This is a genomic window from Streptomyces sp. NPDC058470 (genome assembly GCF_042721055.1).
Classification (GTDB): Bacteria; Actinomycetota; Actinomycetes; order Streptomycetales; family Streptomycetaceae; genus Streptomyces.
In genome coordinates this window covers 1-20148 of the sequence record NZ_JBHXMF010000102.1, presented here as the reverse complement: position 1 = coordinate 20148, position 20148 = coordinate 1, and the positions used below count along the sequence as shown (strand labels likewise).

The following is a 20148-nucleotide window of genomic DNA, read 5'->3' as shown; positions in this document are numbered from 1 at the left end:
GAAACGGTACGGGGGTTTTCTGCGTTCAGGGTCTTGGTCTTTCTGTGTTTGAAGGGGGTCTCTTGGAAAAAGAGACCCCCTTTCTTCTTTTGCGCTTGCCTATAGTCGGCCGGCGGCCTTCAGTGCCAGATACGCATCCGCGAGGGCCGGTGCGAGGTTCTCAGGAGTCGCGTCGACGACGGTGACACCGTGGCGCTGGAGCCTTTCGGCGGTGCGATGGCGTTCTGTCTGGGCCTGGGCCGCGGCTGCCGCCTCATACACCGCTTCGGTGTTGCCGCGAGATGCTGCCATGCGGGCGATGTGCGGGTCCGCCACTGATGCCAGGAGAACAGTGTGGCGTTGCGTCAGGCTGGAGAGCACCGGGAGCAGGCCTTCCTCGATGGGGGCCGTGTCCAGGCTCGTCAGCAGCACGATCAGGGAGCGGCGTGGGGCCGTACGGAGTGCTGTGGCGGTGAGGCCGCGTGCGTCCAGCTCGACGAGTTCCGGTTCCAGGGGCGCCATTGCGTTGACCAGGGACGGGAGGAGTTCGCCTGCCGCTCGGCCCTGGACAAGGGCGCGTACTCGGCGGTCGTACGCGAGGAGGTCTACGCGGTCGCCGGCTCGGGAGGCCAGGGCTGCGAGGAGTAGGGCCGCATCCATGGAGGCGTCGAGGCGTGGGGCGTCGTCGACGCGGCCTGCTGAGGTGCGGCCCGTGTCGAGGACGAGAAGGATGTGGCGGTCGCGTTCGGGGCGCCAGGTGCGTACGGCGACTGTGGTGCGGCGGGCTGTGGCGCGCCAGTCGATGGAACGGGTGTCGTCGCCGGGGACGTACTCGCGGAGGCTGTCGAATTCCGTGCCCTCGCCGCGGGTCAGCACGCTGGTGCGGCCGTCGAGTTCGCGGAGCCGGGCCAGCCTGGAGGGGAGGTGCTTGCGGCTGGTGAAGGGCGGCAGGACTCGTACTGTCCAGGGAACCTTGTGGTTGCCCTGGCGGGAGAACAGTCCGAGTGGGCCATAGGAGCGGATAGTGACGCGGTCGGACTGGCGGTCGCCGCGGCGGGTGGGGCGTAGGCGGGTGGTCAGGCGTCGGCGTTCGCCGGCCGGGACCGTCAGGCGGTGGCGGGAAGCGGCGACTTCGGTGCCGGGTTCCCAGCTGCTTGGCGGCCAGGCGTCGCGGAGCCGGGCGCGGAGGGGGCGGCCGGAGGGGTTGGTGACGGTCAGGGTGACGTCGGCGGTTTCGCCGAGGCGTACCGAGGTGTCGCCGGAGCGGGTCAGGCCGAGGCGGCGTACAGGTGCTGCCAGGGCGGCGTCGCAGGCGCAGGCCAGGGCCAGCGGGCCGTTGACGGCGAGGATGCCTGTCCAGCTCGGCTCCCAGATGCCGATGGGGAGTGTGCCCAGGGCTGCCAGGAGGGCAGCGCGTCCGGTGAGCGGCATCAGCGGGGGACGGGGACGTGGGCGAGGATCGCGGTGATGACGGAGTCGGCGGTGACGCCCTCCATCTCGGCCTCGGGACGGAGTTGGACCCGGTGGCGGAGCGTGGGGAGGGCGAGGGCCTTTACGTCGTCAGGGATGACGTAGTCGCGGCCGGTCAGCCAGGCCCAGGCTCGGGCGGTGGCGAGGAGGGCCGTCGCGCCGCGCGGGGAGACGCCGAGGGCGAGGGACGGTGATTCGCGGGTGGCGCGGCAGATGTCCACCACGTAGCCGGTGATTTCGGGGGAGACCGAGGTCTTCGCGACTGCGGCGCGGGCGGCTTCCAGGTCTGCGGGGCCCGCTACGGGGCGTACGCCGGCTGCGCGCAGGTCACGCGGGTTGAAGCCCTCGGCGTGGCGGGTGAGGACGCTGATCTCGTCCTGCCGGGACGGCAGAGGGATCGTCAGTTTGAGGAGGAAGCGGTCCAGTTGGGCTTCGGGCAGGGGATACGTGCCCTCGTACTCGACCGGGTTCTGGGTCGCGGCCACCAGGAACGGATCGGGGAGCGGGCGTGCGGTGCCGTCGACCGTGACCTGGCGTTCCTCCATGGCTTCGAGGAGGGAGGCCTGGGTCTTGGGCGGGGTGCGGTTGATCTCGTCGGCGAGCAGGAGGTTGGTGAAGACCGGGCCCGGCTGGAAAGAAAACTCGGCGGTGCGGGCGTCGTAGACGAGGGAGCCGGTGATGTCGCTCGGCATCAGGTCGGGGGTGAACTGGACGCGTTTGGTGTCGAGTTCCAGTGCCGATGCGAGGGCGCGTACGAGCAACGTTTTCGCGACTCCGGGGACTCCTTCGAGGAGGACATGTCCGCGGCAGAGGAGGGCGACGACGAGACCGGTCACGGCGGGGTCCTGGCCGACCACGGCTTTCGCGATTTCGGCGCGCAGGGCTTCCAAGGAGGCGCGGGCGGTGCCCTGGTCCCCGGTGTTCCCGGCGTTGTCAGTGGTCGGGTCCATCATGAATGGCGTACCTCTCTTTCGAAGGCGTCGAGTTGGTCGGCGAGGGAGATGAGGGCCGCGTCGTTGTGGGGTGACGGCCCGAAGAGGAGGGAGTGCAGGGCCTGTCCGTCGCGTTGGCCGCGGAGTTGGGCGGACAGGGCGGGGAGCAAGGACTCGGGCGCGTGTGCCTGGGTGACGGGGACGCCTACGAGGGGGGCGAGGCGGGTGCGGGTGGTGGAGCGCAGGGCGGTGGCCGCGCGGTCGCGGGCGTTGGCCTTGCGGTAGAGACGGGCGCGGCCTTCGACGGTTTCGGAGGCGCGGATCGCTACGGGGAGGCGTTCGGGTACGAGGGGGCCCAGTCGGCGTGCCCTCCAGAAGGCGGCCAGGCCTGCCGCGATGAAGAGCTGCAGCGTGCCCCAGAGCCAGCCCGAGGGCAGTAGGTCGAAGAAGCCCTGGTCGCCCGCTTCGGTGGCCGAGGGATCGGAGAGCGAGGGGAGGTACCAGACCAAGTGGGGACGGGAACCAAGCAGTTGGAGGGCGAGCGAGGCGTTGCCGTGCTTGTCGAGGCGGGAGTTGTAAAGGATGTCGGGGGCGCCGAGTACGACGGTGTCGCCGTCCCCCTTGAGCGCCGGGACGCGCAGCAGGGTGGGCAGGCCTTCACTGAGGTAGCAGGCGTCGGCGATGGGATCGGTGGTGGTGTAGCGGATACCGCCCGTGTCGGCGGTGCCCGCGCGCTTGGCGGCGGGCAGGTCACACCTCGGGGAGAGCTTCGAGTCGAAGCTGGTCACGGGGTCGGCGGTGACTGCCGGGGCGAGGATGCCCAGGGAGGGCGACGTCGGGGAGATCAGGATCGTGCGGCCGCCGGAGTTCTCGGTCACCGTACGGAGGAGGGTCTGCTGTCGGTCGGTCAGCAGGTCCGGGGCGGCGATCAGGAGGGTGGTGTCGGGGCCGGCTGCGGCGCGAGCCCCGTCCAGGGTGCTGACCACGCGGGTGGAGACGCCCTGGTCGGCGAGGAGTTCGGCGACGGCTCGGCTGCCGGAGGGGTCGGCGGAGCGGGGGTCGAGCCGGCCGTGCTGGGCGTTGGAGCGGACGGCGGCGATCGCGATGGCGGCCGCGAGGAGGATCACGACCGCGAGGACGACTCCGCGGGCGCGCGTCCACCGCTGGCGGGCGGTGGGCGAGACCGAGGTCGGGGCCGGGGCCGGGGTCGACTGGAGGGTGGCCTCGGTCATCGGGCAGCCCCCTGGCGGGCGTTGTGGGCCGGGCTCTGGGGGCTGCTGCTCGTGAGTACGGGTTTGGTGTGCTCCAGGTCGCGGTCGAGCTCGGTGAGGCGCTGGTACGTGCGCGGTTCCGCGGTTCGTCCGCCGTACGTCACGTCGTCGAAGTCCCGTGCCGCGGCGCGCAGTCGGTCCGCGTGGGAGGGCAAGGTGCGGGCAGCCTCGGCGGCTGCCTCGTCCGCGGTGCGGCCGGGGCGCGGATCGAGCAGGGCGCGCTCTTCCAGAGACCGGACCATGGCGCGCATGCGTTCCTGGACGGCTTGGTTCCAGTGGCCCTGGGCGGCGTGTGCTTCGGCCGAGGCGCGGTGTTCGGCGGCGCTGCGGGGGCGGTCGTCGAAGAGTGCCGGGGCCGATGTGGGGGCGCGGTGCGGGGTGCCCAGGCGCCACCACAGTGCGGCCAGGACCGCCAGCACGGCCAGCACGATGACGACAAGCCCGAGCGCTCCCCCGGGAGTCACGGTCGAGGCGGCCCCGAACAGCTTGTCGACCCAGTCCCAGAAGGCGTCCAGGGCGCGCTGGGCCAGGCTGGGATCGTTCTCGTGGTACATCGGCTTGGACAGCTCGCGTTCGGCCGCCTCCCGCGCGGGGTCGCGTGGGATCGTCACCGGCGGTTCGTCGCCGGTGAGCGGACGTGCCAGGACGGCTGTGACGCCGTTGCGCGGTAGTGCCACGACGCCTGTGATGCCATTGCGCGGTAGTGCCAGTACCGCTGTGAGAACTCCCCCCGCCAGGCTCACCCCATCAGCTCCCCGGAGTGGTGCCGGGGGCGGCGGAGCCGTAGTCCTGGACGCCGGCGGCGCGGGCCAGGTCGAGGTCGAGGGCCTCGCGTCGGATGCGCTGGTCGATGTAGAGGAGCACCGTGACTCCGGCGGTGACGGGGAAGGTCAGCGTGGATCCGATCACCGAGCCGATCCCGCTGATGACGAGGAACGTCCAGCCGAGGGAGCCGCTGTCGCTGTCGAGGAAGCCGGTGATGCCGTCGCCGCTCAGCGCCGCGGCGAGGAAGGTGAACGGGATGACGATGATCGAGGCCATGATGTTGGCGATGATCGTGGCAAGCAGCTGGATGCCGAAAACGCGCCACCAGGAACCGCGCACGAGCTTCGCGGAGCGGCTCATCGACTTGAAGACACTCTGCTTCTCCAGCATCAGGGCGGGCGAGGCGAGCGAGAAGCGGGTCATCAGCCAGACGGCTACAACGCTCGCGCCGAGTCCGCCGATGACGGCGAGCGCGATGCCCGCGTCACCCGAGACGGCCACCCCGACGATCACTCCGGGCAGGATGCCGACCGCGACGATCGCGGCGGCGATCAGCGGCAGCAGGATGGTCAGGCCGAACAGCTTCGGAAGCTGAGGACGGGCATCCCGCCAGGCCTCAGGGGTGGTCACCGGCTTGCCGAGCACGGCGCGGCTGGTCACGGTCGTAAGCAGAGCCGTGGCGACGATGGTGCCGAGCAGGGTGATGAGCAGGACGGCACCGGAGCCCAGCAGGGTGGTCCCGAGGGCGCTGCCCACCTCACTGACGGTGGCGGTCGAGTCGTTGAGGGTGTCCGTAGTGGAGCTGTCGTCCAGGACGAAGCCCTGGAACAGGACGATCGCGATCTCGGTGACCACCGCGACGGTCAGCGAGATGCCGAGGACGGTGCGCCAGTACGTGCGCATCGTGGAGACCGCGCCGTCGAGGATCTCGCCGATGCCGAGCGGACGGAGCGGGATCACGCCGGGTTTGGCCGCGGGCGGCGGGCCACCCCAGTTGCCTCCCCAGCCGCCGGGACCACCCGGGCCGCCGTAGCCGGGGCCGCCCCAGCCGCCGCCCCCGTGACCGCCGTATCCACCCTGGGCTCCGTAGCCGCCCGGGCCGCCGGGGTACTGGCCGCCCCAGCCCGGGCCGGGAGGAGGCGGTGGTGGCGGGGTCTGGCCGGGGATGGCGTCCTGGGGGCCGGGGGCGGACCACTGACCGGGCGGGGGCTGCTCCTTGGACCACTGCGAAGGGGCGTCCGGCTGGTCCGTGCTGCCCTGGTCCGCGGGCTGCTCCGTGGGCTGCGCGGCGCCGGAGGTGTCCGGCCCCTGCCCGTCGGAGGGGGCAGATCCGGGCGAGGCCCAGCCCGGAGTGTCGTTCATCGTCGCTCCTTCACGGTGTCCGTCCGCGGGCGCGGCGGCAGGTTGGCAGCCATCGTGCCACGGTGTGCGCGGCTGGGGACCGGCGGTCGTATGAGCTGTACACCTTCAATTGTCTGCCGGGTACGGGGCAGACTGGGCGGATGGCTGATCAGTACGCGCAATCCCGCGAGGACAGCGGGCCGACGGAGATACCCGCGATCCGCTGGGACGAGCCACCCGAAGGCCCCGTACTTGTCCTCCTCGACCAGACGAGACTGCCGGCCGAGGAAGTCGAGCTCGTGTGCACGGACGCGCCCGCGCTGGTGGAGGCGATCCGCACGCTCGCCGTGCGCGGGGCGCCGCTGCTCGGTATCGCTGGGGCGTACGGCGTCGCGCTCGCCGCCGTACGCGGCTTCGACGTGGACGATGCCGCCCGCGCGCTGGCCGGGGCCCGGCCGACCGCGGTGAACCTCGCTGTCGGCGTACGCAGGGCGCAGGCGGCATACCGGGCCGCACTCTCCGGCGGTGGTGATCCGGAGCGGGCGGCCGGGGCGGCGCTCACTGAGGCGCGGGCGCTGCACCGGGAAGACGCCGAGGCCAGCGCGCGGATGGCCGTGCACGGGCTGGCGCTGCTCGACGAGTTGCTGCCGGGCGGCGGGCACCGGATTCTGACGCACTGCAACACCGGGGCGCTGGTGTCCGGCGGGGAGGGCACGGCGTTCGCGGTGGCCCTCGCGGCGCACCGGGCGGGGCAGCTGCGCAGGCTGTGGGTGGACGAAACACGGCCTTTGCTGCAAGGTGCTCGCCTGACGGCGTACGAAGCGGCGCGCAACGGAATGGCGTACACCTTGCTCACGGACAATGCGGCGGGCTCGCTGTTCTCGGCGGGAGAGGTGGACGCGGTACTGATCGGCGCCGACCGGATCGCGGCCGACGGTTCGGTGGCGAACAAGGTGGGGAGCTATCCGCTCGCGGTGCTGGCCCGTTACCACCACGTGCCGTTCATCGTGGTGGCGCCGCTGACGACGGTGGACCTGGGCACCCCGAACGGGGCATCCATCGAGGTCGAGCAGCGCCCCGGTCATGAAGTGACGGAGATCACAGCACCGCAGGTGCCGGTGGCAGGAGTGGAAGCGGGAGGCGGGATACCGGTGGCACCCCTGGGGACCCAGGCGTACAACCCGGCGTTCGATGTGACGCCGCCCGAGTTGGTGACGGCGATCGTGACCGAAGAGGGCGCTGTGTCGCCCGTGACAGCTGAGGCGCTTGCCGAGCTGTGTGACAGGTCACGCCAGGTAACGATTTAGTTAATGGGATGATGTCGTTTATGAAGGGACGAGTCCTTGTCGTCGATGACGACACCGCACTGGCCGAGATGCTCGGCATTGTGTTGCGTGGTGAAGGTTTTGAGCCGTCTTTCGTAGCCGACGGCGACAAGGCGCTGGCCGCTTTCCGTGAGAGCAAGCCCGATCTGGTGCTCCTGGACCTGATGCTTCCCGGCCGGGACGGTATCGAGGTGTGCCGCCTGATCAGGGCGGAGTCCGGGGTGCCGATCGTGATGCTCACGGCGAAGAGCGACACCGTCGATGTCGTGGTGGGCCTCGAGTCGGGCGCGGACGACTACATCGTGAAGCCGTTCAAGCCGAAGGAGCTGGTCGCGCGGATCAGGGCGCGGCTGCGCCGTTCCGAGGAACCGGCGCCGGAGCAGCTGGCCATAGGTGACCTCGTCATCGACGTGGCCGGTCACTCTGTGAAGCGGGACGGGCTGTCCATCGCGCTGACGCCGCTGGAGTTCGACCTGCTGGTGGCGCTCGCCCGGAAGCCGTGGCAGGTGTTCACCCGAGAGGTGCTCCTCGAGCAGGTGTGGGGATACCGGCACGCCGCCGACACCCGCCTGGTCAACGTCCATGTCCAGCGGCTGCGCTCCAAGGTCGAGAAGGACCCGGAGCGGCCGGAGATCGTGGTGACCGTCCGTGGCGTCGGTTACAAGGCCGGACCGAGCTGACATGTCCCGGGACAGTGCCGCTTCGGCGCCCGGTGAGCCGGGGGTCCGTTCGGGGCGGCCTGTCGGCCAGAAGGTGACGGGCTCCCCGGGCTCCCGCTGGATGCAGTTCGTCGAGGGAGGGCTGCTTCAGGGCGGAGTCCAGGGCAGCCCGGTCCTTCGGCTGTTCATGCGCTGGGTGCGCCGTCCGCTGCTGCCGGTGATAAGGCTGTGGCGGCGCAACATCCAGCTCAAGATCGTCGTCACCACGCTGCTGATGTCCCTCGGCGTGGTGCTGCTGCTCGGCTTCGTCGTCATCGGGCAGGTGCGCAACGGCCTGCTGGACGCCAAGGTGAAGGCGTCGCAGAGCCAGGCCACCGGCGGATTCTCGGTGGCCAAGCAGAACGCGGACTCGGCGGCGACGGCGAACGGCGCCGACACGTCGAGCCCGGACGGCCGCCCCGCCAAGAACGTCAGCCAGTGGATGAGCGACCTCGTGGTGTCCCTCTCCAGCGGCGGCCAGGGCGCCTTCGACGTTGTGACGCTCAGCTCCACCGTGGCCGGTGACGGCGGCGGAGGACTCGGGCCGCGCTCCTCCGGGAACGTCGACCCGACGCTGAGTGTGCCGGAGGACCTGCGCGACCGTGTCGAGGGCAGCACGGTGGCGGCCCAGAGCTACACAAGGGTCGTCTACAAGGACGCCAAGGATCCGCAGCCGGCGCTGGTCATCGGCAAGGAGGTCAACGACCCCAACAACGACACGTACCAGCTCTACTACCTCTTCCCGCTGACCCAGGAGGAGAAGTCGCTGAGTCTGGTCAAGGGGACGCTTGCGACGGCTGGGCTGTTCGTCGTGGTGCTCCTTGGGGCCATCGCCTGGCTCGTGGTGCGCCAGGTCGTCACGCCCGTACGGATGGCGGCGGGCATCGCCGAACGGCTGTCCGCCGGGCGCCTCCAGGAACGTATGAAGGTCACCGGCGAGGACGACATCGCGCGGCTCGGCGAGGCCTTCAACAAGATGGCGCAGAACCTGCAGCTGAAGATCCAGCAGTTGGAGGAACTGTCGCGGATGCAGCGGCGGTTCGTCTCCGATGTCTCGCACGAGCTGCGTACGCCGCTGACGACCGTCCGGATGGCCGCCGACGTCATCCACGACGCGCGCGTGGACTTCGATCCGATGACCGCGCGGTCGGCCGAGTTGCTCGCCGACCAGCTGGACCGTTTCGAGACGCTGCTCGCGGACCTGCTGGAGATCAGCCGCTTCGACGCGGGCGCGGCCGCGCTGGAGGCCGAGCCCATAGACCTACGTGTGGTCGTACGACGGGTGGTCAGCGGGGCCGAGCCGCTCGCCGACCGCAAGGGCACGCGCATACGGGTCCTCGGTGACCAGCAGCCGGTGATCGCCGAGGCGGATGCCCGGCGGGTGGAGCGGGTGCTGCGCAATCTCGTCGTCAACGCCGTGGAGCACGGCGAGGGCAAGGATGTGCTGGTCAAGCTGGCCGCGGCGGGCGGGGCGGTCGCGGTCGCGGTGCGCGACTACGGGGTGGGCCTAAAGCCCGGCGAGGCGACCCGGGTCTTCAGCCGCTTCTGGCGGGCGGATCCGGCACGCGCGCGTACGACGGGCGGAACGGGGCTCGGGCTGTCCATCGCCCTGGAGGACGCGCGGCTGCACGGCGGCTGGCTGCAGGCGTGGGGCGAGCCGGGCGGCGGTTCGCAGTTCCGACTCACGCTGCCCCGGACGGCGGACGAACCGCTGAGGGGGTCGCCCATACCGCTTGAGCCCAAGGACTCGCGGCGAAATCGTGGACTTAATGAGGCCGGTCTGCCGCCCGGTGGCGGTGGCAAGCTCGCGACGGTGCCGGTGCAGCAGCCCGTCAGCGGGAGTACGCCGACTCGGACGACCATGGGTCCGCGACTGCCCGCGGTGTCGCCCACGGCCGACCCGACGGCGCTGCCGGGCAACGGCGCGCGCGTGGTGCCGCGGCCCACCGGGGCCGCACGACGGGCGGACGACACACCTGCCGGGGACGGCGAGCGGGCAGTACAGGAACGCGGGAGAGCCGACGGAGAGTCGCAGGGGCTCGGACAAGGGCAAGGGGAGGCATTTCGTGGGCGCTGACCGCGAGGGAAGCGGCGGTCGACGGCGTCCGGTGCGGGTGGCCGCGTATGTCGGCTGCGGTGCGCTGCTGCTGGCCGGATGCGCCTCGATGCCGGACAGCGGGGACCTGCGTGACGTCGAGTCCACGCCACGTGCGGACTCCCAGGTCCGGGTCTTCGCGATGCCACCACGGGAGGACGCCCAGCCCGCGGAGATCGTGCGGGGCTTCCTGGAGGCGCTGACCAGCGACGACCCGGAGTACGCGACGGCGCGCCTGTATCTGTCCGCGAGCGCCCACAAGACGTGGGACCCCTACGAGTCCACGAACGTCCTCGCGGACGGACCCAACACCGAGGTGGTGCAGTCGGGGGCCAGAGAGGGCGCCAACGACGATTTCCTGTACCAGTTGAGTGGCAACAGGGTCGCCACGGTGGACACGCAGCACGCGTACGCGCCGGAGTCCGGCTCGTACTCCGAGGCCGTGCATCTCACTCAGCAGCCGGACAAGCAGTGGCGCATCGACAGGCTGCCCCAGGGTGTGGTGATGGGCAAGTCCGACTTCGAGCGCAACTACGACTCCGTCAACAAGTACTACTTCGCTTCCAACGGGTCCTCAGGGACCGACGGACAGCTCGTGACCGTCGCCGACCCGGTCTACGTACGCGGGGAGGTGGACCCGATGACGGAGATGGTCCGCACCCTCCTGCAGGGGCCCACCAGTTGGCTGGACCCGGTGGTGACGTCGAGTTTCCCCTCCGGTACGGCGCTCAAGAAGGGCGTCAAGTCCCTGTCGCCCGATGACCGCAACAGGGTGACGGTTCCGCTGAACGGCAAGGCCGACCGGGTCGGACAGGCCCAGTGCACCAGGATGGCGACCCAGCTTCTCTTCACACTGCAGGACCTGACGCCCACAGGTGTGGACGAGGTCGAGCTGCAGAAGTCGGACGGTTCGCAGCTGTGTGTGCTGACCGAGGACCGGGCGGAGAGCGTCGCCTCGCACGGCACGGGACAGCCTCCCGAGTACGAGTACTTCATCGACGGCAAGCAGCGCCTCGTACGGATGCCCAGCGGCAACGGGGACAAGCAGCCCGAGCCGGTGCCCGGTGCACTGGGCGAGGGCGAGACGAAGTTGCGGTCGGCCGCCGTGTCGCGGGACGAGGACATCGCTGCCGGGGTCTCGACCGACGGGAGTTCGCTGTACGTCGGGTCGCTGGTGTCGGGCAGTTCGCTGGGCAAGGCGGTGCTGCACAGCGAGGGCAGGACTCCGGACGACCGGCTGACGACGCCGAGTTGGGACGGGCGGGGTGACCTGTGGGTGGCCGACCGCGATCCCGAGAACCCCCGGCTGCTCCTGCTGGAGAAGGGCGCGGGCGAACCTGTGGTGGTCTCGGCGCCGGGCCTTGACGGGCGCATCGAGGCGGTACGGGTCTCCGCCGACGGGGTGCGGATCGCGCTGATCATCGAGAAGGACGGCAAGAGCTCGCTGCAGATCGGCCGTATCGAGCGCGACACCGAGTCCGCCGAACGCCCCGTCGTCTCCCTCCTCGAACTGCGTGCCGCGGCGCCGCAGCTGGAGGATGTCACGGCCATGTCGTGGGCCGGGGACAGCCGTCTGGTGGTGGTCGGGCGCGAGGAGGGCGGCGTCCAGCAGATGGCGTACGTCCAGGTCGACGGCTCCACTCCGGTCGGTACGGCTCCCTCAGCGCTGACGGGCGTGAAGGAGATCGCCGCGTCCGAGGATGAGCGGCTGCCGCTGGTGGCGCACTCGGAGGAGGACGGGATCGTGCGGCTGTCGTCCGGGGAGCAGTGGCAGACGGTGGTCAAGGACGGGACGGCGCCGGTCTATCCCGGGTAGCGCGCCGGTCTGCGGGTGACGCCGGGCGGCGTCGAGAGGGGCACCGCGACGGGCTCGATCGGGCTGTCCGACGGCTGCGTGGGTTGTCCACAGGGAGTTATCCACAGGGGTGGCCGGTCTGCCCGGGTCTTGGCACAGTGGTGGGCATGCGGGGGTGGTGGCAGGACCTCACGGATCTGGTGCTGCCGGCCGAGTGCGGAGGCTGCGGGAGGCCTCGCACGGTGCTCTGCCCTGAGTGCCGTGCCGTCCTGACAGGGGCCGCACCGAGCCGGGTGCGACCGGTGCCGGAGCCGGCCGGGCTGCCTGTGGTGCACGCGGCGGTTCCCTACGAGGACGAGGTGCGGGCGGCGCTCCTCGCCCACAAGGAACGGGGTGCGCTGCCGCTCGCGGGCCCCCTCGGCGCGGCGCTGGCCGGGGCTGTGGGGGCAGGGCTGGGGTACGTGCGCCTCTCTGTGCCGGACGGGCGGCTCATGGCCGTGGAGGGGCAGCTGAGAGCCGGGAACGGGCTGCTGTGGACCGAGGGTCGGTCGGGAGTGGGGGGCGGGTTGCCGGGGACTGTGGACGGCTGGTCGGGGGCGAGCGGATCGAGAGTGGGGCAGGGGGGCCGGGCCGGGGATCCGGACGGTGGTCCGGGAGGCGGTGGTGGGCAGCCGTTGTCGGGGCGGGAGCGGGCGGGTCCGGGAGATCCCGGGGGAGTCGGACGTGGGGCCGTGCTGCTTGTTCCTGTGCCGTCCTCGCGGTGGGCGGTGCGGGCGCGCGGTCATGATCCGGCACGGCGGATCGCGCTCGCCGCGGCGGGTGAGCTGCGGCGCACGGGGACGCCGGCCCGGGTGCTTGCCGTGCTGCGGCAGCGGCGGGCCGTGGCCGACCAGTCGGGGCTCAACTCCCGGCAGCGGCTGGACAATCTCGCGGGTGCCCTGGAGGTGGCTGCCGGGGGTGAACGGCTGCTGGCGGCCGGCAGCAGCATCGTGCTGGTGGACGACCTGATGACGACGGGCGCCTCGTTGACGGAGGCGGCACGGGCCGTACGGGCGGCGGTGGCGGACATCGGTGATGCCGACGCCTACGGGGCGGCGGTAGGGGAACGGAGGGCGCCGGCTCGGGCAATGTCGGCGGAGAGGGCGGCCGGGCCACCGGTGGGCCGGGGAATCGCGGGTAGGTGCCAGGCCGGAGGTGCGACGGGTATGGGCGGAGCGGGAGCCATGGCGAGGACGGGTGCGGGCGGCTCGGGAGTCATGATCTGCGCGGCCGTGGTCGCGGCGCCTCCGGACTCGTTCGAAATAAACCGGAACTGACTGGAAACTTGCATCGTTGCAGGTAATGAGTCGGCCAATTCACCTGAACGGAGGTACGCCGCAGTAGAGGGTGACGTCATCCGTCCGGGCGAGATATGTTCGGTTGTGAGGCAATGGCGCGGGCCGTACCTCGCTTATCCGAATGCCGTGCCGCGGGTTTTTTGGCAATCACCCGCCTCGGTTGGGGTGTAGATCTTGCCCATGGGGGAGGAGGAGGTGAAAGTCACCGAGTCCGAGGTTCCGGGACTCACCGGAGCCTGGTGCAAAAGGGAGATGCTCCGCCAGTGGAGCGGAGCTATCCGGGAACGGAGTTCTGCGTGGACATCGTCGTCAAGGGCCGCAAGACCGAGGTGCCCGAGAGGTTCCGCAAGCACGTGGCCGAGAAGCTGAAACTGGAGAAGATCCAGAAGCTCGATGGCAAGGTGATCAGCCTCGACGTCGAGGTGTCCAAGGAGCCCAACCCCCGGCAGGCCGACCGTTGTGACCGAGTGGAGATCACGCTTCGCTCCCGCGGACCGGTGATCCGGGCGGAGGCGTCGGCGAGCGATCCGTATGCGGCACTCGACCTGGCGGCGGACAAACTCGAAGCCCGGCTGCGCAAGCAGCACGACAAGCGCTACACCCGCCGTGGCACCGGCAGGATCTCGGCCGCGGAGGTCGCCGACCGCGTCCCGGACGCCGCGACGCTGAACGGCGACGGCAGCATCGTCCACGACGAGGAGCCCGACAGCGTGCCGACCAGGAAGGTCGGCCCTCTCGAGGTCATGGGCGAAGGCCCCCTCGTCGTCCGCGAGAAGTCCCACGTGGCCGCACCGATGTCGCTGGACCAGGCTCTCTACGAGATGGAACTGGTCGGGCACGACTTCTATCTGTTCGTCGACTCCGAGACCAAGGAACCGAGTGTCGTCTACCGGCGGCACGCGTACGACTACGGCGTGATCCACCTCAACACGGACCCGATGGTCGCCCGCGCCGCGTCGGCCGCGCCCGGCGGAGCGCTCGGCGGCTGATCCACCCCGGTGACAGTTGGGCCGGTGCCCCTGGAGCGCTCATGCGCCCCCAGGGGCACCGGTGTGCGACCTCTCGCGCCCCGCTCTGTCACCGCAGTGGCGTCCGGGCATGGAATCATGGCCGCACCGGCCCAACCCGTGGGCCGCTGCCTTGGGTTGGCGATGGCACAGAAACACAGGGCCACGGCCTTCAGGGGGAGGAACGATGGCGGACAGCTTCGGACCGATGCGTGACGGGGATGCCGACGACGGCGTCACCGGCATGGGCCCGGACGCGGGGTCTCCACGCAAGGAGCCCATCCGGGTCCTGGTGGTGGACGACCACGCCCTCTTCCGCCGCGGTCTGGAGATCGTGCTCGCGGCCGAGGAGGACATCCAGGTCGTCGGTGAGGCGGGTGACGGGGCCGAGGCGGTCGACAAAGCGGCCGACCTGCTGCCCGACATCGTGCTGATGGACGTACGCATGCCGAAACGGGGCGGTATCGAGGCATGCACCTCCATCAAGGAGGTGGCCCCCAGCGCGAAGATCATCATGCTGACGATCAGCGACGAGGAGGCCGATCTCTACGACGCGATCAAGGCGGGCGCGACCGGTTATCTCCTCAAGGAGATTTCCACGGACGAAGTGGCCACGGCCATTCGCGCGGTCGCCGACGGGCAGTCGCAGATCAGCCCCTCCATGGCGTCGAAACTGCTCACCGAGTTCAAGTCGATGATCCAGCGCACCGACGAGCGACGACTGGTGCCAGCGCCGCGGCTGACGGAGCGCGAGCTGGAGGTTCTCAAGCTCGTCGCCACCGGGATGAACAACCGGGATATCGCCAAGGAGTTGTTCATCTCCGAGAACACGGTGAAGAACCACGTGCGCAACATCCTGGAGAAGCTGCAACTGCACTCCAGGATGGAGGCCGTGGTGTACGCGATGCGGGAGAAGATCCTCGAGATTCGCTAGTCACTCGGGTGAGGTCGGGTGAGATTCGGGTCGGTTGGGCGGTCGCGTGTGAATCGGCTGGTCACGCGAGGGCGTGGGACAGCTCTCTGGTGAGCGGGGCGCGCAGCTCCGGAGCGTCCACCCGTTCCACCCGTACGTCCGTGCAGTCCACCCAGCTTGCGGCCTCCACCAGGGCCTGGGCCACCGCGGGGACTGCCTTGGGGCCGTCCAGGGTGACCTGCTTGGCGACCAGGGTGCGGCCCTCGCGGGCGGGGTCCACGCGGCCGACCAGGTGGCCGCCGGCGAGGACCGGCATCGCGAAGTAGCCGTACACCCGCTTCGGCTTGGGGGTGTAGGCCTCCAGGCGGTGCGTGAAGCCGAAGATCCGCTCCGTGCGGGCCCGCTCCCAGACGAGCGAGTCGAACGGCGACAGCAGTGTCGTACGGTGGCGGCCGCGCGGGGGCGCCTCCAGGGCCGCCGGGTCCGCCCACGCGGGCTTGCCCCAGCCCTCCACCGTCACCGGGACCAGGCCCGATTCCGCGATCACGGCGTCGACCTGCTCGCCCCTGAGGCGATGGTAGTCGGCGATGTCCGCGCGCGTGCCGACGCCCAGGGACTGGCCCGCGAGGCGGACGAGGCGCCGCACGCACTCCGCGTCGTCCAGCTCGTCATGGAGCAGCGTGCCGGGGATGGCGCGCTCGGCGAGGTCGTACACCCGCTTCCAGCCGCGGCGTTCGGTGCACACCACCTCGCCGTACATCAGCGCGCGCTCCACGGCGACCTTGGTGCCCGACCAGTCCCACCACTCGCTGGTCTTCTTCGCGCCGCCCAGATCCGTGGCCGTGAGGGGGCCTTCGGCGCGGAGCTGCTTGATGACCTGGTCGTAGGTGCCGTCCGGCAGGTCGTGGTTCCAGTGCGGGCGGGCGCGGTAGGCGCGGCGGCGGAAGGCGAAGTGGGGCCACTCCTCCACGGGGAGGACGCAGGCCGCGTGGGACCAGTACTCGAAGGCGTGGGGTGCGCCGTCGGAACCCGGCGTCCAGTACGCCGCGTCCACCGTCTTGCGGCCCACCGCGCCCAGGCGGGCGTACGGGATGAGTTCGTGGGAGCGGGCGAGGACGGAGATCGTGTCGAGTTGGACCGCGCCGAGGTGCCGCAGGACTCCGCGTACGCCGGCTCTGCGGTCGGGGGCGCCCAGGAAACCCTGTGCCCGTAGGGCGATTCGGCGGGCTTCGTCTGTGGAGAGTTCGGTGGTGGGGGGCGGGAGGGTGGTCATGTCCTCACGGTAGGCGGTGCCACTGACAGTGAGAGGTGGCCGTGATGCCGGCTGGGGTGGGCGCCCGCTTCGTGGTGCCCGGCGCGGGGGCTGGGGTTGGGGGTTTTCGCCCCCTCCGCCCCTACCCGTCCCGTACCTGGGGGCTGCCGCCCCCAGACCCCGCTGTCGGCCTGAACGGCCTCGTCCTCAAACGCCGGACGGGCTGGAGGGTGTCGGCGTCGGCAAGTACGGCGCTGTCGAGGGGAGGCCCAGGTCCGAGGGGAGCAGGGAGGCCACCCAGCAGTCTCGGCGTACGCCCTTGTTGTTGATGGCGGAGCGGAGGGTGCCCTCGAGGGTGAAGCCGGCGTGTTCGGCGACGGCGCGGGAGGCTGTGTTGCCGACCTGGGCGCGCCATTCGACGCGGTCGAGGGAGATGTCGGTGAAGGCCCAGCGGGAGGCGGCGAGCGCGGCCTCGGTGATGTAGCCGTTGCCGCGGTGTTCCTTCTTCGCCCAGAAGCCGATCTCGCCGACGCCCAGGGACCGCATCGTGATGGCGAGCATGCCCACCAACTCCGCGGAGGGGAGGAAGACACCGAAGGTGAACATGGAGCCGTCAGCCCAGCCGTCGGGCACCATCTGGTCCGTGAAGCCCTCCGCGTGCTCGCGGAGATAGGGCGACGGGATCGTGGTCCAGCGCTGGATGTCGGGGTCCTGGACGGCGTCGTACACGGCGTCCGTATCGTGCGGGCCGACGGTGCGCAGCAGAAGACGGTCCGTGGTCAGGGTGACGGGGTCCATCGGCCGATTCTGCTCGGGCGGGCGCGAGGGCGCCATTCCTTTGCTGAGAGTGAGTCCGCGATTACTTTTCGCGACGCGAACGCGGCACCTTCCGCAACCCCTGGCCGTTGTCCTAGTGGCTCTCACGAGCAGGCCTCCCGGTGCGGTGGGGTCCTCGCTTACGATGGCCGTTGCTCAAGCTGCTAATTGAATCTGTCATTGCAACCGACCGTCCCAGGCCCGACCGGCAAGGAGACATAGCCCAGTGTCCGTCCTCTCAAAGATCATGCGTGCAGGCGAAGGCAAGATCCTGCGCAAACTGCACCGCATCGCGGACCAGGTCACCTCCATCGAAGAGGACTTCGTCGACCTCTCCGACGCCGAGCTGCGGGCCCTCACCGATGAGTACAAGCAGCGGTACGCCGACGGGGAGAGCCTCGACGACCTGCTGCCCGAGGCCTTCGCGACCGTCCGTGAGGCTGCCAAGCGCGTCCTTGGCCAGCGTCACTACGACGTGCAGATGATGGGTGGCGCCGCGCTCCACCTCGGCTATGTCGCGGAGATGAAGACCGGCGAGGGCAAGACCCTGGTCGGCACGCTGCCCGCGTATCTGAACGCCCTCACCGGAGACGGCGTCCACTTCATCACGGTCAACGACTACCTGGCCGAGCGCGACTCCGAAATGATGGGTCGCGTCCACAAGTTCCTGGGTCTGAGTGTCGGCTGCATCCTCGCCAACATGACGCCGGCCCAGCGCCGCGAGCAGTACGCATGCGACATCACCTACGGCACGAACAACGAGTTCGGCTTCGACTACCTGCGCGACAACATGGCGTGGTCGCAGGACGAACTGGTGCAGCGGGGCCACAACTTCGCGATCGTCGACGAGGTCGACTCCATCCTCGTCGACGAGGCCCGTACGCCGTTGATCATCTCCGGCCCCGCCGACCAGGCCACCAAGTGGTACGGCGACTTCGCCAAGCTGGTCACGCGGCTGAAGAGGGGCGAGGCGGGCAACACCCTCAAGGGCATCGAGGAGACCGGGGACTACGAGGTCGACGAGAAGAAGCGCACCGTCGCCATCCACGAACCCGGCGTCGCCAAGGTCGAGGACTGGCTGGGTATCGACAACCTGTACGAGTCGGTGAACACGCCGCTCGTCGGCTACCTGAACAACGGCATCAAGGCCAAGGAACTCTTCAAGAAGGACAAGGACTACGTCGTCATCGACGGCGAAGTCATGATCGTCGACGAGCACACCGGCCGTATCCTCGCCGGCCGCCGCTACAACGAGGGCATGCACCAGGCGATCGAGGCGAAGGAAGGGGTGGACATCAAGGACGAGAACCAGACGCTCGCCACGATCACCCTGCAGAACTTCTTCCGCCTCTACGACAAGCTCTCCGGCATGACCGGTACGGCGATGACCGAGGCCGCCGAGTTCCACCAGATCTACAAGCTCGGCGTCGTCCCGATCCCGACCAACAGGCCCATGGTCCGCAAGGACCAGTCGGACCTGATCTACCGCACCGAGGTCGCCAAGTTCGACGCGGTGGTCGACGACATCGCCGAGAAGCACGAGAAGGGCCAGCCGATCCTCGTCGGTACGACCTCGGTCGAGAAGTCCGAGTACCTCTCGCAGCAGCTCTCCAAGCGCGGCATCCAGCACGAAGTGCTGAACGCGAAGCAGCACGACCGTGAGGCGCCGATCATCGCCCAGGCCGGCCGCAAGGGCGCTGTCACCGTGGCCACGAACATGGCCGGCCGTGGTACGGACATCAAGCTCGGCGGCAACCCCGACGATCTCGCCGAGGCGGAGCTGCGCCAGCGCGGTCTCGACCCCGAGGAGCACATCGAGGAGTGGGCCGCGGCGCTCCCTGCCGCCCTGGAGAGGGCCGCAAAGGCGGTGGAGGCCGAGTTCGAGGAGGTCAAGGACCTCGGCGGGCTGTACGTGCTGGGCACCGAGCGGCACGAGTCGCGGCGTATCGACAACCAGCTGCGCGGTCGTAGCGGCCGTCAGGGCGACCCGGGCGAGTCCCGCTTCTACCTCTCGCTGGGTGACGATCTGATGCGCCTCTTCAAGGCCGCGATGGTCGAGCGGGTCATGTCGATGGCGAACGTTCCCGACGACGTACCGATCGAGAACAAGATGGTCACGCGCGCGATCGCGTCCGCCCAGTCGCAGGTCGAGCAGCAGAACTTCGAGACCCGTAAGAACGTTCTGAAGTACGACGAGGTCCTCAACCGGCAGCGCGAGGTCATCTACGGCGAGCGCCGCCGCGTCCTGGAGGGCGAGGACCTGCAGGAGCAGATCCAGCACTTCACGGACGACACGATCGACGCCTACATCGAGGCCGAGACCGCCGAGGGCTTCGCCGAGGAGTGGGACGTCGACCGGTTGTGGGGTGCCTTCAAGCAGCTCTACCCGGTGAAGGTGACCGTCGAGGAGCTGGAGGAGGCCGCCGGTGACCGTGCCGGTCTGACCGCCGACTTCATCTCCGAGTCCATCAAGGACGACGTCCACGAGCAGTACGCGGCCCGCGAGGAGCAGCTCGGCTCGGAGATCATGCGTGAGCTGGAGCGCCGGGTCGTGCTGTCGGTCCTCGACCGCAAGTGGCGTGAGCACCTCTACGAGATGGACTACCTCCAGGAGGGCATCGGTCTGCGCGCCATGGCGCAGAAGGACCCCCTGGTCGAGTACCAGCGCGAGGGCTTCGACATGTTCACCGCCATGATGGACGGCATCAAGGAGGAGTCCGTCGGCTATCTGTTCAACCTGGAGGTCCAGGTCGAGCAGCAGGTCGAGGAGGTTCCGGTCGCGGACGCCGCGCCTTCGCTGGACAAGAAGTCGGACACCGTCCCCGCGGGTGCGCGTCCCGAGATCCGCGCCAAGGGGCTCGACGCCCCGCAACGGCCGGACAGGCTGCACTTCTCGGCGCCCACCGTGGACGGCGAGGGCGGCATCATCGAGGGCGACTTCGCCAGCGACGACGACGAGCCAGTGCGCTCCGAGTCGGACGGCCTCACGCGCGCGGAGCGCCGTAAGCAGCAGAAGGGCGCGCGTCGCCGCAAGAAGTGACCGTTTCCTTCAGCGGTTCAGCGGTTCAGTAGTCGGCTGAGGGCCGGGCACCTTTTGGGGACGCTGTTGGTTAATCCCGGGCCCTGATACTTCGCCCCGTCGTCATGCGGCG

The 20148-nt window shown here is 69.9% G+C and carries 15 protein-coding genes; 8 read left to right on the top strand and 7 right to left on the bottom strand.

Features of this window, described 5'->3' with window-relative positions:
* Positions 1 to 99 precede the first annotated feature (99 nt).
* The 5 genes from ACFWP7_RS41075 to ACFWP7_RS41055 are packed head-to-tail and all read right to left on the bottom strand — an operon-like array spanning position 100 to position 5779.
* Positions 100 to 1410 (bottom strand): DUF58 domain-containing protein, encoded by a 1311-nt coding sequence (locus ACFWP7_RS41075; RefSeq protein ID WP_384393215.1) that lies wholly within the window; start codon positions 1408 to 1410, stop codon positions 100 to 102.
* The gene (locus tag ACFWP7_RS41070) at positions 1410 to 2399 is read right to left on the bottom strand and encodes an AAA family ATPase (RefSeq protein ID WP_384393217.1); all 990 of its coding nucleotides are present in this window, start codon (positions 2397 to 2399) and stop codon (positions 1410 to 1412) included. The genes ACFWP7_RS41075 and ACFWP7_RS41070 overlap by 1 nt, the downstream gene beginning before the upstream one ends.
* Entirely contained in the window at positions 2399 to 3613 is a 1215-nt protein-coding gene (locus ACFWP7_RS41065; protein WP_384393212.1) for a DUF4350 domain-containing protein, read from the bottom strand. Before ACFWP7_RS41065 ends, ACFWP7_RS41070 begins: the two co-directional genes overlap by 1 nt.
* Positions 3610 to 4395: a DUF4129 domain-containing protein gene (locus tag ACFWP7_RS41060; protein ID WP_384393209.1), complete on the bottom strand. Its 786-nt coding sequence runs from the start codon at positions 4393 to 4395 to the stop codon at positions 3610 to 3612. Before ACFWP7_RS41060 ends, ACFWP7_RS41065 begins: the two co-directional genes overlap by 4 nt.
* A gap of 4 nt (positions 4396 to 4399) precedes the next feature.
* Positions 4400 to 5779 carry a hypothetical protein gene (locus tag ACFWP7_RS41055; RefSeq protein WP_384393206.1) on the bottom strand — a complete coding sequence of 460 codons (1380 nt, stop codon included), beginning with the start codon at positions 5777 to 5779 and terminating at the stop codon, positions 4400 to 4402.
* Between the two features lie 140 nt (positions 5780 to 5919).
* On the opposite strand from ACFWP7_RS41055, the gene mtnA reads away from it, so the two are divergent.
* The 7 genes from mtnA (at position 5920) to ACFWP7_RS41020 (ending at position 14949) form a co-directional block, all read left to right on the top strand.
* Complete coding sequence (gene mtnA / locus ACFWP7_RS41050) at positions 5920 to 7065, top strand: S-methyl-5-thioribose-1-phosphate isomerase (RefSeq protein WP_384393203.1); 1146 nt, start codon at positions 5920 to 5922, stop codon at positions 7063 to 7065.
* A gap of 8 nt (positions 7066 to 7073) precedes the next feature.
* Positions 7074 to 7763 (top strand): two-component system response regulator MtrA, encoded by a 690-nt coding sequence (gene mtrA, locus ACFWP7_RS41045; RefSeq protein WP_199820881.1) that lies wholly within the window; start codon positions 7074 to 7076, stop codon positions 7761 to 7763.
* Between the two features lies 1 nt (position 7764).
* On the top strand, positions 7765 to 9858 hold the full coding sequence (gene mtrB / locus ACFWP7_RS41040; protein WP_384393200.1) for an MtrAB system histidine kinase MtrB: 2094 nt from the start codon (positions 7765 to 7767) through the stop codon (positions 9856 to 9858).
* On the top strand, positions 9848 to 11692 hold the full coding sequence (locus ACFWP7_RS41035) for an LpqB family beta-propeller domain-containing protein (protein ID WP_384393197.1): 1845 nt from the start codon (positions 9848 to 9850) through the stop codon (positions 11690 to 11692). The genes mtrB and ACFWP7_RS41035 overlap by 11 nt, the downstream gene beginning before the upstream one ends.
* 281 nt (positions 11693 to 11973) lie before the next feature.
* The gene (locus ACFWP7_RS41030) at positions 11974 to 12987 is read left to right on the top strand and encodes a ComF family protein (protein WP_384393194.1); all 1014 of its coding nucleotides are present in this window, start codon (positions 11974 to 11976) and stop codon (positions 12985 to 12987) included.
* Positions 12988 to 13304: 317 nt separating this feature from the next.
* Positions 13305 to 13997 carry a ribosome hibernation-promoting factor, HPF/YfiA family gene (gene hpf / locus ACFWP7_RS41025; RefSeq protein ID WP_384393191.1) on the top strand — a complete coding sequence of 231 codons (693 nt, stop codon included), beginning with the start codon at positions 13305 to 13307 and terminating at the stop codon, positions 13995 to 13997.
* 205 nt (positions 13998 to 14202) lie between these two features.
* Positions 14203 to 14949, top strand: a complete 747-nt coding sequence (locus tag ACFWP7_RS41020; protein ID WP_384393188.1) for a response regulator — start codon at positions 14203 to 14205, stop codon at positions 14947 to 14949.
* A gap of 61 nt (positions 14950 to 15010) precedes the next feature.
* On the opposite strand, the gene ACFWP7_RS41015 is transcribed toward ACFWP7_RS41020, so the two are convergent.
* Both ACFWP7_RS41015 and ACFWP7_RS41010 read right to left on the bottom strand, forming a co-directional pair.
* On the bottom strand, positions 15011 to 16201 hold the full coding sequence (locus tag ACFWP7_RS41015) for a winged helix-turn-helix domain-containing protein (RefSeq protein ID WP_384393185.1): 1191 nt from the start codon (positions 16199 to 16201) through the stop codon (positions 15011 to 15013).
* A 186-nt stretch (positions 16202 to 16387) separates the two neighbouring features.
* Entirely contained in the window at positions 16388 to 16978 is a 591-nt protein-coding gene (locus tag ACFWP7_RS41010; protein WP_384393182.1) for a GNAT family N-acetyltransferase, read from the bottom strand.
* A gap of 244 nt (positions 16979 to 17222) precedes the next feature.
* Here ACFWP7_RS41010 and secA point away from each other — a divergent pair, with 244 nt between their 5' ends.
* Positions 17223 to 20036, top strand: a complete 2814-nt coding sequence (gene secA / locus ACFWP7_RS41005) for a preprotein translocase subunit SecA (protein WP_384393179.1) — start codon at positions 17223 to 17225, stop codon at positions 20034 to 20036.
* Positions 20037 to 20148: the final 112 nt, after the last annotated feature.

Bases quoted from the DNA above. Each gene is read 5' to 3' on its own strand.
- ACFWP7_RS41075 (WP_384393215.1), bottom strand. From the start codon at position 1,410: ATGCCGCTCACCGGACGCGCTGCCCTCCTGGCAGCCCTGGGCACACTC.
- ACFWP7_RS41070 (WP_384393217.1), bottom strand. From the start codon at position 2,399: ATGGACCCGACCACTGACAACGCCGGGAACACCGGGGACCAGGGCACC.
- ACFWP7_RS41065 (WP_384393212.1), bottom strand. From the start codon at position 3,613: ATGACCGAGGCCACCCTCCAGTCGACCCCGGCCCCGGCCCCGACCTCG.
- ACFWP7_RS41055 (WP_384393206.1), bottom strand. From the start codon at position 5,779: ATGAACGACACTCCGGGCTGGGCCTCGCCCGGATCTGCCCCCTCCGAC.
- mtnA (WP_384393203.1), top strand. From the start codon at position 5,920: ATGGCTGATCAGTACGCGCAATCCCGCGAGGACAGCGGGCCGACGGAG.
- mtrA (WP_199820881.1), top strand. From the start codon at position 7,074: ATGATGTCGTTTATGAAGGGACGAGTCCTTGTCGTCGATGACGACACC.
- mtrB (WP_384393200.1), top strand. From the start codon at position 7,765: ATGTCCCGGGACAGTGCCGCTTCGGCGCCCGGTGAGCCGGGGGTCCGT.
- ACFWP7_RS41020 (WP_384393188.1), top strand. From the start codon at position 14,203: ATGGCGGACAGCTTCGGACCGATGCGTGACGGGGATGCCGACGACGGC.
- ACFWP7_RS41015 (WP_384393185.1), bottom strand. From the start codon at position 16,201: ATGACCACCCTCCCGCCCCCCACCACCGAACTCTCCACAGACGAAGCC.
- ACFWP7_RS41010 (WP_384393182.1), bottom strand. From the start codon at position 16,978: ATGGACCCCGTCACCCTGACCACGGACCGTCTTCTGCTGCGCACCGTC.